This window comes from Microcoleus sp. CZ3-B2, from assembly GCF_036705055.1.
In the GTDB taxonomy this organism is placed as follows: Bacteria; Cyanobacteriota; Cyanobacteriia; order Cyanobacteriales; family Microcoleaceae; genus Microcoleus.
In genome coordinates this window covers 1-14164 of sequence record NZ_JAUBTN010000065.1, presented here as the reverse complement: position 1 = coordinate 14164, position 14164 = coordinate 1, and the positions used below count along the sequence as shown (strand labels likewise).

General features: G+C 46.9%; 10 protein-coding genes. 6 read left to right on the top strand and 4 right to left on the bottom strand.

The annotated features are described in order from the left end of the window. Positions 1-53 precede the first annotated feature (53 nt). Together arsM and QUA97_RS23005 are read left to right on the top strand one after the other, a co-directional pair. On the top strand, positions 54-1022 hold the full coding sequence (gene arsM / locus QUA97_RS23010) for an arsenosugar biosynthesis arsenite methyltransferase ArsM (RefSeq protein ID WP_194068791.1): 969 nt from the start codon (positions 54-56) through the stop codon (positions 1020-1022). Between the two features lie 282 nt (positions 1023-1304). Further along, entirely contained in the window at positions 1305-2465 is a 1161-nt protein-coding gene (locus QUA97_RS23005) for a DNA cytosine methyltransferase (protein ID WP_333196352.1), read from the top strand. Positions 2466-2765: 300 nt separating this feature from the next. Here the strand turns inward: QUA97_RS23005 and QUA97_RS23000 are convergent, their stop codons facing one another. Together QUA97_RS23000 and QUA97_RS28390 are read right to left on the bottom strand one after the other, a co-directional pair. Continuing rightward, positions 2766-3176: a hypothetical protein gene (locus QUA97_RS23000; protein ID WP_228050142.1), complete on the bottom strand. Its 411-nt coding sequence runs from the start codon at positions 3174-3176 to the stop codon at positions 2766-2768. Beyond that, complete coding sequence (locus QUA97_RS28390; RefSeq protein WP_194068789.1) at positions 3154-3405, bottom strand: helix-turn-helix domain-containing protein; 252 nt, start codon at positions 3403-3405, stop codon at positions 3154-3156. The genes QUA97_RS23000 and QUA97_RS28390 overlap by 23 nt, the downstream gene beginning before the upstream one ends. 215 nt (positions 3406-3620) lie before the next feature. On the opposite strand from QUA97_RS28390, the gene QUA97_RS22995 reads away from it, so the two are divergent. Continuing rightward, complete coding sequence (locus QUA97_RS22995; protein WP_194068787.1) at positions 3621-5261, top strand: thioredoxin-like domain-containing protein; 1641 nt, start codon at positions 3621-3623, stop codon at positions 5259-5261. Between the two features lie 132 nt (positions 5262-5393). Here the strand turns inward: QUA97_RS22995 and QUA97_RS22990 are convergent, their stop codons facing one another. Both QUA97_RS22990 and QUA97_RS22985 read right to left on the bottom strand, forming a co-directional pair. Continuing rightward, positions 5394-6197 carry a circadian clock KaiB family protein gene (locus QUA97_RS22990; RefSeq protein ID WP_333196322.1) on the bottom strand — a complete coding sequence of 268 codons (804 nt, stop codon included), beginning with the start codon at positions 6195-6197 and terminating at the stop codon, positions 5394-5396. Positions 6198-6676: 479 nt separating this feature from the next. Beyond that, on the bottom strand, positions 6677-7963 hold the full coding sequence (locus QUA97_RS22985) for a type IV pilus twitching motility protein PilT (protein ID WP_333196319.1): 1287 nt from the start codon (positions 7961-7963) through the stop codon (positions 6677-6679). Between the two features lie 306 nt (positions 7964-8269). Between QUA97_RS22985 and QUA97_RS22980 the strand changes: the two genes are divergently transcribed. From QUA97_RS22980 to QUA97_RS22970, 3 genes are all read left to right on the top strand, one after another. Next, complete coding sequence (locus QUA97_RS22980; RefSeq protein ID WP_194012760.1) at positions 8270-9667, top strand: amidase; 1398 nt, start codon at positions 8270-8272, stop codon at positions 9665-9667. Positions 9668-9885: 218 nt separating this feature from the next. After that, positions 9886-11886 (top strand): cation:proton antiporter domain-containing protein, encoded by a 2001-nt coding sequence (locus tag QUA97_RS22975; protein WP_333196316.1) that lies wholly within the window; start codon positions 9886-9888, stop codon positions 11884-11886. A gap of 476 nt (positions 11887-12362) precedes the next feature. Beyond that, positions 12363-14021, top strand: coding sequence for an alpha/beta hydrolase (locus QUA97_RS22970; RefSeq protein WP_333196314.1), 1659 nt, complete (start codon positions 12363-12365; stop codon positions 14019-14021). The last annotated feature ends 143 nt before the right edge of the window (positions 14022-14164 follow it).

Below are 14164 nucleotides of genomic sequence, written 5' to 3'. Positions count from 1 at the left end.
CGCGTAAATCCGCCTGCATCAGCCGTAAAAAACAAAAACCAGAAAAATCAAAAATGACCTATCTCGAAACTGCGGCCCAATTCTATAGCGACGTAGCCGAAACCCCCCTAATCGGACTTTGCTGCGTCCAAAGCAGCCCCTTGCAACTGCCAGGATTAAACATCCCCCAACAAATGCAAGAAATGAACTACGGCTGCGGCACAACAGTTCACGCCGCCGAACTTGTCGGTAATCCCATCGTGCTTTATGTGGGAGTCGGCGGCGGCTTAGAAGCACTGCAATTTGCTTATTTTTCTCGACAACAAGGAGCAGTGATTGCCGTTGACCCGGTTGCAACAATGCGAGAGGCGGCTGCACGCAACTTGCAAAAGGCAGCCCAAGAAAATGATTGGTTTGATGCGAGTTTTGTAGAAATTCGCGAAGGCGATGCTTTTGCGTTGCCGGTGCCGGATGCCTCTGTCGATGTTGTCGCACAAAATTGCTTGTTTAATATCTTTGAACCGGCGGATTTAGCTAAGGCATTAAAAGAGACCTATCGAGTGTTGAAGCCAGGGGGTAGGTTGTTAATGAGCGATCCGATCGCAACTCGCCCCATTCCGCAACATTTGAAGGAAGACCAACGCTTGCGGGCCTTGTGTTTGTCGGGGGCTCTGACCTACGCAGAATACGTTCAACACCTTGTAGGTGTAGGCTTTGGGCAAGTGGAAGTCCGGGCGCGCCGTCCTTACCGGTTGCTCGACAAACACAATTACAAATTGGATGCGGATTTGCTGTTAGAAAGCCTCGATACAGTGTCTTTTAAAGTGGACATCCCCCCGGATGGCGCTTGTATTTTCACTGGCAAGACGGCGATTTACGCGGGGTCTGATGAGATATTTGATGACGGTGCGGGTCACATTTTGCAGCGGGGAGTTCCGGCGGCGGTGTGCGATAAAACGGCTGGGAAGTTGGGGGGATTGATGCCGGATAAGGTGTTGATTACTGATTCGACTTGGCACTATAACGGCGGCGGTTGCTGTTAGAAAAAAGGGCTAAACCGCAGCTACACAAAGTTTCATCCGCCTGCGCGGACCGAGCGCGCCCATTGAAAAAAGTCTTGTTACATACAAGAGTGTTGGGTTTTGTTGCTCAATCTAATCTACTATTGCTGTTCTTCTGAACCAGTGCAGCGGGTTTTGTCTGTGTGCCCGTAAAATCTGCAATTTACAATCACCCGGTATCTTTGCCAATCGTCGGGTATACAGCGGTTTTCAACCTCTTTGAAGAACTTGGTTGACGATATCCACCTAATACTATAGTATTCGATAATTACACACAAGATTATTGACTTATTTTCTGGTGCGGGTGGCTTGACGGCAGGATTCCACCAGGCAGGTTTTGAATCTTTATGTGCGATCGACCTTGATGCAAAAGCCCTAAAGACCTATAAGCACAATTACCCAAACACCAAAATTATTCATCAGGATATACGCGAGCTCAATCCTTTGGATTTGCGATTATGTTTGGGTTTGCAGAGAGAGGAACTAACAGAGTTGATAGGCGGCCCCCCATGCCAAGGATTTTCAAGAAATATTCCTGCTGACTATCGCTACCTCAGCGACTCTCGCAATCAGTTATATCGGACATTTTTAGAATTCGTACAGGAATTTAGACCCCTTTACGTTGTTATGGAGAACGTACCTGAAATATTGAAAGCTTATGGTGGTGTAGTTAAGAATGAAATTACACAGCAACTTGAGTCGCAAGGTTATAAAGTCACTTATGGATCGCTAAACTCCGCGCATTATGGAGTGCCGCAGACCAGATCGAGGGCTTTTTTCCTGGCTAGTTTAGATAAACCACTTCAATTCCCTGAACCTACACACGCTGGCGAGATTAGAAGCGATTACAGAGCTACGAAATCTTGTTACCAACTCAGTCTCCTAAAATCAAATATTTCTTCAGTCGTCACAGTTAGAGATGCGATTGGAGATTTGCCGTCATTGAACGCAGGAGAGGAATATAATGCTGAAGTTTATCCTTTTCGATCCCAAACTGCGTACCAAGCAATGATACGTAATGGAAGTACGAAACTTTTCAATCACGTTGCTCGTGCTTTGAGTCCCATTCAAATGTCAAGAGTGCGTCTTCTTAGTGAAGGGCAAGATGCTAGAGACTTGCCACCTGAATTAGCTCCTAAAAAGCACTATAGCGGTGCCTATGGAAGACTTTACTGGGATAAACCAGCAAGAACTATCACCAGATGGGTTTTCCATCCAGGATCGGGCAGGTTTTTTCATCCAACCCAAAATCGGACAATTACGATTCGTGAAGCTGCAAGATTGCACTCTTACCCAGATAACTTTCACTTTTTGGGAACATACACTGATATGGCTTCTCAAATCGGAGAATCAGTACCCCCACTTTTAGGTAAAGCAATAGCTGCATCTATTCTCCAAGTTCACTGTCAAAAGACTGTGTGCTGAGTTGATCTTGCAAAGTTGAGAGAATAGTGTGCACATATCGATCGAGTGTAATACGAGTTCGCTTAACCCGATGTGAACTGCCTCTGGAGGAATGGTTCTAGCTCTGAAAAGTTGCTTTTGATTTTTGTACCAAACTAACTCTAGCTTACCTGCAATATTGCCTTGTAGCCCTGCTCCCGATCTTCCAGTAACTCTATCAACTGTCCAAGCCCAAGAAAAAGCCTTTGGGTCAAGTGGATCAAGAGGGAATTCACAGTAAATATATTCATATCCTCTAATGGTTTTCAGCAGTATGCCGACCTAGCTATTGGTAATGCTCTGTGCTGCCTGACTCGATCTAATTTTCTCGTTCCAATGCTGAACAATAGCTGCTCCCAGTTCAGCAGGTGAGGATTGTTCGGTCAAACCAGGAAAACCAAGTTTGGCAGCCTTTTTGATAACATCTGCTCTCTGAATTACAAACAAAAATGTATTTACAACCGCAAGACTATTCAATTGAAGAGACTTGAGTGACCAACCAGTTGCCGTCGTGGAGTCAACAGCATCATAGAGAAGTTTGCTGCGTCCTAATGCTGGATCTGATAAAGGGATATCCTTGACATAATGAAAAATTGCTTCCCAAGTATAATCCTCTATCGAGCCGATAACTGGAGATGCAATGGTAGCAATAATCGCTTGCCTCAATCTTTCAATCTCGTTTTCCGTCAGCATTCAAGAGTTTCTCTACAGCTTGTAAAAATTCACCCATTGTTATGTCCAGAGCATTTGTAATGTGACTGAGAACTCTAACAGACGGACTTTTTAGCCCTCGCTCGAGCTGGCTGATATAGGTTCTGTGCAAACCTGTGACTTCTGCCAGATATTCTTGTGACCAACGTTTCTCTATGCGACGACGTTGTATTTCTAGTCCTAAAATTTGGTCTAGTTTGCTAGGCTGCATAAAAAAGATAGTAAAACTTTGAATACAAAAGTTCTACAGACTAAAGTATTCAAGGGTGTAATACGATCGCCCCATCCCCCTCCCCTGGTGGCACAGGCGTCTCGCCTGTACCCTCAAGCGGTTCCCGGACTCAACCTCGCTTTTCCCCCATCCGGTGAAACTTCCCGCTAAATTAAAGAAGGTAAAAAATTATTCAGACCCTACCAGGAGATGCCATGCCTCGCGTCAGAGCACCAGAATTCCCCGTAAAGTACCCGTGGCTTAACACCGAGAAACCTTTATCCATTGAATCCTTAAAAGGGCGTGTCGTCCTCCTCGACTTCTGGACGTACTGCTGCATCAACTGCTTGCACGTCCTCCCAGACTTAAAATACCTCGAACAAAAATATAAAGATTCCCTCACAGTTATCGGCGTGCACTCGGCTAAATTTGAAAACGAAAAAGAAGTAGAAAATATCCGCCAAGCTATTCTCCGCTACGATATTGAACATCCGGTAATTGTAGACAGCGGCATGAAAGTTTGGCAAAGCTACGCCGTTCGCTCTTGGCCGACTTTAATGGTGATAGATCCGGAAAGTTATGTCGTCGGCTTTGTTTCCGGCGAGGGCAATAGAGAAGCACTTGACCAGCTAGTTGGCAAGTTAATTGCTCAATATAAGGATAAAAATGCGATCGCCTTTAAAGAACTTCGTTTTAGCTTAGAAAAACAGCGCAAACCTCTGTCAACCCCGCTGGCTTTTCCCGGTAAAGTGCTGGCATTTGCCATTACTTCAATGGAAGCAAAACAGCTTCACCAACATGAGGCGCTTTTGGGCGAAATGACTGAGGACAATCAATCTGTAGATGAAACTGTATTGCCGGGGCCTGCGAACTCAGTTCAACAAAGCTTGGTTGGTTCTTGCTTGTTTGTTGCAGATTCTGGACACAATCGAATTGTTGTTAGCTCTACTGAAGGTGAAGTGCTGCACGTCATAGGTACGGGGAAAGCGGGTTTAACTGATGGCAAGTTTGAAGAAGCTGAGTTTTCTGCCCCTCAAGGTATGGCTTTTGATGCAGAAAGTCAAATTCTTTATGTTGCTGATACGGAAAATCACGCTCTCAGAAAGATTGATTTTACAACTGAGCGGGTGGAAACTGTTGCTGGTACTGGCGAACAAAGTCACGAAATTGCACCCCGCAGCGGCAAGGGTTTAGAAACGAAATTGAATTCGCCTTGGGATTTAGAAAGGGTTGGCGATCGACTTTTTATCGCTATGGCGGGCTCGCATCAAATTTGGGAAATGCAGTTAGATACTGGTACGATCGCCACTTATGCAGGTACGGGCCGGGAATCTTGTGTTGACGGAAATCTGGCAGAATCTGCTTTTTCTCAGCCCAGTGGCTTGGCTACGGATCGATCGGAGTTGTTTGTTGCTGACAGCGAAATTAGTTCGATTCGCGCCCTCGGTGTAGATGAAGACCCGAAGGTGCGTACTGTCTGCGGTAGCGGTGAACTGTTTGGTTTTGGGGATAAAGATGGCCGCGGTGAAGATGTGAGATTGCAGCACTGTTTGGGTGTGGAATACAGTCAAAATTATCTGTGGGTTGCTGATACTTACAATCACAAAATTAAGCGGATCGACCACCGCAGCGGTACTTGCATAACGATGATTGGAGATGGTACTGCAGGTTTGGCTGACGGTACTGGTCTCAAGGCTCGGTTTTCTGAACCTTCAGGCTTGAGCGCGATCGGGTCTCATTTGTTTGTTGCTGATACAAACAATCATGTCATTCGGCGAGTTGAGTTGGATACGCTGGAAGTCACAACTTTAGATTTAGGGGGTTTGTGCGCGCCGGATGTTTGTCTTCCTGATTGAGCCTATCCACTTTGCGAGCATCTGTGCGGAGAGTCAATCCGACGAAAATGGCAGCGATAGCACTTGGATTTTTCACAGCGAATACTCCTGAAAAACCGAGTGCGATCGCCAGTATTCAATAATCGCTAAAATCTAAAATTCTGAATTGCTCAGCAACCGCACTATTTTTTCGGCATCGTTCAATTCGCCGACAATTCGTCGCACCGGTTTTGGCCAAATTTTAATCAAAGTAGGTGTTGCTGAAATCTGATCTGCCTCAGCTTGTTCGGGATGTTTTAAAACATCAATTACTTTTAAAGTGTAGGGAAGATTGAGGGATTGTTCTAACAATTGATGTAATGTTTCGAGGGTGCGTTCGGTGCTCTGGTTGATGCCGGAAACAAACAGTCGCAAAACGTATCCTAGAGTTGGTGGCGGTGGAGTGATGGCTGCGGGTTGGGGAAGCGCCACCTGCAGAGATTGTCCAAAGCGCGAGGGAGGTACGATCGGGACACTGCCAAAGTCCGATCGCCCAACCGAGAGGGGATACTGTACAACTAAGTCGTGATTTTCCCAGAGTTCGGGGAATTGTTTGTGATAAGTGGCGATTGCCATCGGTTCGCACATTTCGTCGCTGCGGGCCTCCCAAACCAAGTCCCCAGTGCCAAAAATGGCATTCAGCAGCGTTTGATGGCGCAGCACCGGCGGGTATGCCTCGGCGACAACCCGCAACTCTCGATCGCTCCGATCGCCCCAACAGTCAACGGTGGCCGTGTAGCAAGGTATCAAAAAATGTGGCGGTTCCGACAAACCGAGTATTTGCTGTAAAGCTACGCACAACTGCAAGTGCCACTGATTTTGCTTGCGGGGGTCTATGCAATAGATTAAGTCTCCCCCCGGTGTAAACAGCGCAATGCCTTTGAAAAATTCCGGCAAACTCGGGCGATCGACTTTCATAAAAATAATACGGGATGCGGGAAACTCAGAGACTTCAGTCCTGAGAGGGAAGCGGCGCGAGGGACTTCAGTCCCCGTGTTCTTGAAAATGTGGTACAATTTGAATTGTGAGTAAGAACAAAAACATCTACGTGTTGAAACATCCTAGTATCGGAGAAATCCCTGCAACTTAGTACGCCTATTGAGAGGTAACACAAAAAGAGCTAATAATGGCAGGATGTTGAGCGTACCGCGTCTTGGCTTAGTGATGGATTCTGAAAGCATTAAAAATAAAAGTAGCTAGTAACCTAAGCTTGACTTAGGATGACTAAGTAGACGGTGTTTGACGGCCGTAACGAGATTAGATTTAGGTAATACACTTGGTCTAATTCTGTCAGTAGAATCTCAGCGGCTTCAGCCCTGAGAGTGTCAATGAAGTACACACATAAAAGTTAACTTTTAACAGTTAACAGTTAACTGTTAAAAGTTAACACTCGAATTTTAGACTCGACCTCGGAGCATCTGAGCCATTTCGTTCGGGGCCGGCGAGTTTTCTACACAAAGCTCTTCAGTAATCCGGCCTTCTTGATAAAGACCGTAGAGCGACTTATTCATCGTCGTCATGCCTTCATAAGTATCTTTGATCATGATTTGATTAATTTCCTCATTCTGCCCCTTCAGAATGTATTCCTTAACCACGTCGGTATTGATCAGAACGTCGTGGAAAGCTGCCCGCTTACCATCTGTGGTTTTGCACAGCAGTTGAGCAATAATCGCCACTAGGGATTCGGAAATTGACACCCGTATGGCCTCTTGTTCTTCCGCCGCGAACATATCCAGAATCCGGTTCAGGGTTTTAATCGCACTGTTGGTGTGCAGGGTTCCTGCAACTAAGTGACCGGTTTGAGAGGCTTTGAGGGCGATTTCCACCGTCTCTCTGTCCCGAATTTCTCCGACTAGCAGCATATCCGGGTCTTGTCGCAGAGCGCCTTTGAGAGCATTCATAAACTTGAGGGTGTGCCGGCCGACTTCGCGGTGCTTGATCAAGGATTTTTTGCTTTCGTGTACAAATTCTACCGGGTCTTCGATCGTAATGATGTTGTAGGCTTTATTCTTGTTGATGTAGTCGATCATGGCGGCCAAGGTGGTAGACTTGCCCGAACCTGTCGGGCCCGTCACCAAAATCAGTCCTTTGTGGTAGCCGCATATTTTCTTAAAGACATCTGGCAGCTTCAATTCCTCCATTGTCATGATTTTGGCAGGAATTAGCCGCAGCACCATCGCCGGGCCTGCCAAGGAGTCCATGCAACTGATCCGGATGCGGACAAAGCCGAAGTCGAAAGCGCCGTCAAAGTCTAGGGTTTTTTGGAAAATTTCTATTTCTTCATCGCTCATGCACTCGCGCAGCCAGCCAAAAAACGTATCTAAATCTGTCTGTGGATAGCCGATGTCGGCAATTTCGCCCCTGGTACGGAAGCGAGGGAATTCGTTTACTCCGAGGTGAAGGTCGGATACTCCTTCTTCTTTGGCTCGGATTACTAGCTCTTTCAAACTCGGAGTTCCGCCGCTGCTAGAGTTCGGGTTTTTAGGTGTGGCTGAAGATTGAGGCGCTGGTGCGGGCGCTGGTGCGGCTGCTGGTGCGGCTGCTGGTGCGGCTGCTGGCGGTGCTGGTGGGGGGGGCATTCCTGCGGCTCTGGGAATGCCTGGGACTGGAGGGCGGGGCAGCCCTGGAGGTGGGGGTGCTCCGGGTAGGGGCGGGCGAGGTGCTGGCGGGTGCTGTTGTGTCATATGCGCTACCTTGGTTTGCTGAGAAGGCTGACTCGAACAGAGGATTTGTGGAAGTGGCACAATGCCGATCGCCCGAAGAGCGTCTCTTGCACAAAAGCTGGACTATTCCGATCAGTCTATCCCAAAAGAAGAGCACACGGCGTTGCACCCGTAAGGAAATATTCTGCCCCTTGCAGGATGCGAGTCAAATCGAGCTACTATCGAATATGGATTTTTGACATGGGAAATATTTTTTTCCAGCCCACATTTTTACCTACCAAGTAAGTATAAATTGATACTCAATAAAGCCGTTAAGGACTTAAACCGATGAATTCTGTCGATCGGGCTTTTACTCCAGCCCTGGAATTAGCGAAGTCGATCCGCGATCGGGAAGTATCGCCTCTAGAAATTGTAAATCTGTACTTGGAACGGATCGATCGATTAAACCATCAGCTTGGTAGTTATTTTACAGTAACGGCCGATCGGGCGATCGAACTAGCGACAGCGCAAACCGAACACCTAGCAGGCTTAAACAAGTCAGAGGAATTGCCACCGTTTTTCGGAGTGCCGATCGCCATCAAAGACTTGACACCAGTTGCCGACATTCCCTGTACTTACGGAGTTCAGGCACTGCACGGTAACATATCTCCCTACAACGAGTCAGTAGTGTGGCGGATCAAAGCAGCCGGATTTAACATTCTGGGCAAAACAGCAACCTCTCAAATAGGCTCATTGCCTTACACCGAGCCCCCAGGTTTCCGACCCGCGCGCAATCCCTGGAATTTAGGCTACACGCCCGGAGGTTCCAGCGGCGGCTCAGCAGCGGCTGTAGCGGCCGGTTTGTGCGCGATCGCCCAAGGTTCAGACGGCGGCGGTTCGATCCGAGGCCCAGCTTCCGCCTGCGGTTTAGTCGGCATCAAACCATCGCGCGGGCGAGTTTCCTGGGCACCCGTCGGAGACTACCTAAGCGGCATTTCTGCCAACGGCCCTCTAGCGCGTACCGTGGCTGACGCGGCCGCACTTTTGGATGTAATGTCAGGGTACACAACCGGCGATCCGTACTGGCTACCAGACCCAAATCCCACGTTTCTAGAGTCTGCCAGTGAAAAATTGGGCAAGCTGCGAATTGCTTTTTCTACCAATATTGCTCCCGTGGGTGAGGCAGCGCCTGTGTGTCAGCAAGCGGTGCTCGATACGGTAAAATTACTGGCAGATTTGGGTCACGATGTCGAACCGGGATGCCCCGATTTTACGGGTTTAATCGAACCCTTTATAGCCATTTGGCAGTCTGGGGCAGGTGCAAGTGGCATTCCCAGCAAAGTTTTGGAACCGATGAATCGCTGGTTGTTGGAAAGAACTGTTTCTGCGGGAGAATATCTGCGGGCGGTGAATCAAATGCAGGTTATTTCACGGCGGATTGTGGGATTCTTTGAAAATTTTGATGTCTTAGTTTTACCGACTTATATGCACTCGCCAATTGGCATCGGCGAGTGGGCTGATTTGAGTTGTGAGGAAACTTTGCAGCGGATTATTAATTGGGTTGCTCCTTGTCCGCCATTTAATGCTAGCGGTTTGCCTGCGATCGCACTTCCCGCAATTTTAGATGATAACGGTTTACCCGTGGGCATTCAAATTATCGGGCGGCCGGCAGCGGAAGCAACTTTAATTGCTTTGGCGGCGCAGATGGAAGCAGCAAAACCTTTCCCAGTTTTGAATTTTCAATAGGTTTGTAGTGAGGACTAAAGTCCTCGGATTTAGATAAAGACTAAAATCCTCACTACAAAGCGATATTTTGCTAAAAAACCGGGTCAATTCCGGTCAATTGTAGTTATTAACAATAACAACTGCAATTTTTCCAAAATCCCTCTTTAGATTGATAAATATTTACAGTTTTTAGGGAAAAATTAGTAGCAATTCTGTGCGAATATGTAGGATAAAAAATTATGCTAACCGGCCCAATTACCGCTCCAGTTCCCGTCTTTCTTGTTCTTTTAGCAATCATGCTAATCGCCCCTTTAGTATTTGAGCGCTTGCGACTACCGGGAATAGTCGGTTTGATTATTGCAGGCGTAATCGTCGGGCCCAACGGTCTCAATTTGCTGCAACGAGACGCTACTATTGTTTTGTTAGGTACTGTAGGATTGCTGTTTTTGATGTTCCTAGCGGGACTGGAAACTAGCCTCGACGACCTCAAACTCAATGCGGACAAAGCTGTCATATTTGGGCTGGCTACTTTTTCGCTACCGATGATTTTGGGTACGGGAGCAATGCTGCTGTTGGGATATGGCTGGCTGGCTTCAATTTTAGTCGCTTCTTGTTTCGCTACCCACACGCTTTTAGCCATACCAATTCTCACAAAATTGGGATTGATGCGAACTCAGACTATTACTGCGACTTTGGGCGGGACTTTAATTACAAATGTCTTGGGACTGTTGGTGCTAGCAGTTGTTGTTAAAGCTCACAAAGGAAATCTTACTCTCGATTTTTGGCTATTTCTAATTCCATCTCTTGCTATCTACACTTTTGCTACTTTGTGGGGAGTCCCCAAAGTCGGTCGCTGGTTTTTCAAGAAATTCGGTCATGACGAAAACGCCGAATTTATGTTTGTATTAGCCACTCTATTTTTGGTGTCTTATGCAGCAGAAATGATTCAGATTGAGCCAATTATTGGTGCGTTTTTATCGGGAATTGCCATTACTCAAATCATCCCCAAAATGAGTCCGCTGATGAATCGGATTGAGTTTATTGGGAATACGCTGTTTGTGCCGTTTTTTCTGATTTCTGTGGGGATGTTGATCGATCCGCTAATTTTGGTGAAGCAGCCACAGTCTTTGTTGGTGGCGGGGGTGATGATTTTAGCAGAATTGGTGAGCAAGTTTTTGGCAGCTTGGATACCGGGGAAAATCTTTGGTTTTAAGTTTCCGAATATTATGGTAATGTTCGGTCTTTCTGCTGCTCAAGCTGCTTCTACTTTGGCTGCAATTACGGTGGCTTTTAACATTGAATTGGTCGATCGCGTAACGGTGAACGGCATCATTGCCATGATTTTAGTAACTTGTGTCGCTTCTCCTTGGATTGTATCTCGGTGGGGTCAACAAATGCAGGAGCCGGAGTCGAGTTTACCGGCTGCTACTTCGGGAAAGCATTCATGGGGAGATCGAGTTTTAGTACCTGTTGCTAACCCGAATACGGAAGATAATTTGCTGCGTTTGGCTTTGATTTTAGCTAAAACATCCCAGGGAACTTTGCTACCTCTGCATATTTTGTCCGATCGCGGGGAAGCAATTTCGCCGGCACAGAAAATGCAGCAAACTCAACTTTTGAGAGCTGCAGAAACTGTCGCTAACGCCGCTGATTGTGCGGTGGAACCGATCGCGAGGATAGATGATGCGATCGATCGCGGAATTCTGCGGAGCGCAACCGAACGCGAGGCTAGTTTAATTGTTTGCGGTTGGAAGGGATTTTCCACGACTCGCGACAATTTTTTTGGCAGCATTATTGACAATATAGTGAGGCGATCGCCCGTACCGGTACTAATTGCTCGATTTCCCTATCCTATCCAGAATACAGCCAGAGTTATTTTGGCGATAACTGACAGCGATTTGAATCGGTTTGGATTTGCGGAAACCGTAGATATTGCTAAGAGTTTGGCCCAGGAACTTAAGGCGACTTTGCAAGTCTTGTTAGTGGCGACAAAACGCGAACAAGCTAATAAAAGTGCCACTGAGATAGAAATTCTTTCTGAGATACCGATAAATCGGGTGCGGGGAAATTTTGTCAAGCAGGTTTCGCAGCAGTTGTTAGAACATGATTTGCTGATTTTACCAACAATTTATCAGCCGCAGAATTTGTGGGAACAACCGGGAACTCTTAAAGAACCGGAATCGATCGCCCGCGCTCATCAAGATCTTTCGATGCTTGTTGTTTATTTCCCTAAATCTTAAGTGATATTTTAACCGCAGATCGTCCGATGGACCTGCATTCATCTGCGGTTAAAATGCAAGATAGTCTATTTTTACAGCGGATTTAATCTCGCTTGCTGGCCGATATCAAGTGTATGGAATTAGCAGCGACAAGCAAAGTATACTTGAGCTGCATAAATATTCGATCGAGCCGGTTAACTGCAGATTTCAAGCTGATAAACACTGATGGACGCAGATGCTTTCGATCTTGTGTGCGATTGAGTACAAAAGGTCTAGTGTAATGGGATCATCTGTGTTTGGCTTTAACGCTGTGCGATCGTCCTTGCTGGCTTTCGGCTATGGAAGCCCTTCGAGCAAAGCCGATCGCACTCCTACAAAAAATTATACAAAAATTAGATCGCACTTCAACACAATTTCTCGACATCTAAGGCAATTTTTCGGTATCTGGGAGACTTCTGAGAATATAGTGATATTGTTTCTAGTTGAATCAAGTAAAAATGAGCATTAGACCCCATTTCAGATGGTTTTCTTCAATGGTGAGTGTTTGTAGCGCGATCGCGATCGGCACTTTCAGCAGCGTCACATCCTCTGCAAAAGCTGCAGAAACCGTTGTTGTCCGCAAAGGTATTTTAGAATCGTCAATATCGGTTGCGGATTTGCGCGAACTCGCAAAAACCGGAAAAGTACCCAAAAAACTGCAAACCTACGCCGATTTGCTGTCTGACGCCCAGCGCGGTCAAATTTTTGGCGCGCTAACTGCGAAAATCCCCCTCAATGTAGTCGGTTTGAGCAACTTGCTAAATACGCGCATCGGGAGTGCGATCCTGACTGATTTGACTACTGTTATACCGAGGCGCGACGGTGCCGGTGTCCAAGCGCTGCGAGCGGCTTTGGTGTTGGGTGCGAACGCGCCGGAAGGCTTATCGGTACTGAGTTTTATAGAATCTTATCCGAGCTCGCGGGTAGTGGTGGATCTCGATCGAGCTTTCTCGGTTTTGGGAAATTTGAACGCGGGTTTTTGGCAAACTCAGCGGTTTATGGCGGCGATCGCACCTCAGTTAGCAGCCGTTAAACCCGCCCTGAACCTGCCTTTCGATCCTAGCCTACCCGGCCCCAATTCGGTGCAGGTCTTGAAGCTAGATTTGAACGATAGCGCCCGCAATCGGCGCATTCCGGTTGATGTCTACTGGTCGAAAGCTGCGACGGCTGACAAACCAACGATCGTCTTTTCTCACGGTTTGGGTTCTGTCCGCACGGATTTGCGCTATTTGGCCGAGCATTTAGCGTCTTACGGCTATGTGGTGGCTGCTTTGGAACATCCGGGAAGCAACGAAACGAACACTAATGCTGCGATTGCGGGTAAGTCTCGGTTATTAGCTCCTCAAGAGTTTTTAGACCGTCCCAAGGACATCAGTTTTGTGCTTGACGAACTAGCAAAATTGAACAAAACGGATGATAATTTGCAGGGGAAAATCGCGATCGACCGATCGATGATAGTTGGCTATTCCTTCGGCGGTGCCACAGCCTTGTCCGTAGCGGGTGCCGAACTGCAATTGAGCGGGCTCAAACAGCGCTGTCAGGGCGATTTGATTGGGTTTAGCTTGGGCGAAGGGATTCAGTGCGCGGCGGCGGGATTGCCCGAAGAACGGTATCAATTGCGGGATGCGAGGATTAAAAGGGCGATCGTCATGAATCCCACAACATCATTACTATTTGGAGAAACAGGCTTAAGTAAAATTAAGATTCCCACATTAATAGTAGCATCTTCAGCAGACAAAACAACACCCGCCTTAGTCGAACAAATTGCCGGCTTCCCAAAAATTCCCTCACCCAAATGGCTAGTCGGATTTGTAGGAGGAACCCACTTAAGCGTCAAAGATCCGAGTACAACCTTAGACCAAGTTGGGAGGCCGAGCACAGTAATTACCGGCGATGAACTTGTCGGCGACCAAGCCGCTAGCATACGCAATTATATTAAAGTTATCAGTTTGGCAATGGCCGCTCAACTAACAGATGAAACTGAAAAATATGCGATCTTTTTAACCCCAGAATACGCGCAATTTGCCTCAACAAACGCAATTCCGGTACGCCTAATAACAGAAATCCCCCCAGAAACTAATGCAGTCGTGCAAACTTTCATTCAAGGGAATAAGTAGTCAGTAGTCAGTAGTCAGTGGTCAGTAGTCAGTAGTTATTGGTTATTGGTTATTAGTTATTGGTTGTTGGTTATTGGTTATTGGTTATTGGTTATTGGTTATTAGTTATTGGTTATTGGTTATTGGTTATTGGTTATTGGTTA

Coding starts and splice junctions, on each gene's coding strand:
- QUA97_RS22995 (WP_194068787.1), top strand. CDS start 3,621: ATGCCTCGCGTCAGAGCACCAGAATTCCCCGTAAAGTACCCGTGGCTT.
- QUA97_RS22990 (WP_333196322.1), bottom strand. CDS start 6,197: ATGAAAGTCGATCGCCCGAGTTTGCCGGAATTTTTCAAAGGCATTGCG.
- arsM (WP_194068791.1), top strand. CDS start 54: ATGACCTATCTCGAAACTGCGGCCCAATTCTATAGCGACGTAGCCGAA.
- QUA97_RS23000 (WP_228050142.1), bottom strand. CDS start 3,176: ATGCTGACGGAAAACGAGATTGAAAGATTGAGGCAAGCGATTATTGCT.
- QUA97_RS22970 (WP_333196314.1), top strand. CDS start 12,363: ATGAGCATTAGACCCCATTTCAGATGGTTTTCTTCAATGGTGAGTGTT.
- QUA97_RS22980 (WP_194012760.1), top strand. CDS start 8,270: ATGAATTCTGTCGATCGGGCTTTTACTCCAGCCCTGGAATTAGCGAAG.
- QUA97_RS22975 (WP_333196316.1), top strand. CDS start 9,886: ATGCTAACCGGCCCAATTACCGCTCCAGTTCCCGTCTTTCTTGTTCTT.
- QUA97_RS28390 (WP_194068789.1), bottom strand. CDS start 3,405: ATGCAGCCTAGCAAACTAGACCAAATTTTAGGACTAGAAATACAACGT.
- QUA97_RS22985 (WP_333196319.1), bottom strand. CDS start 7,963: ATGACACAACAGCACCCGCCAGCACCTCGCCCGCCCCTACCCGGAGCA.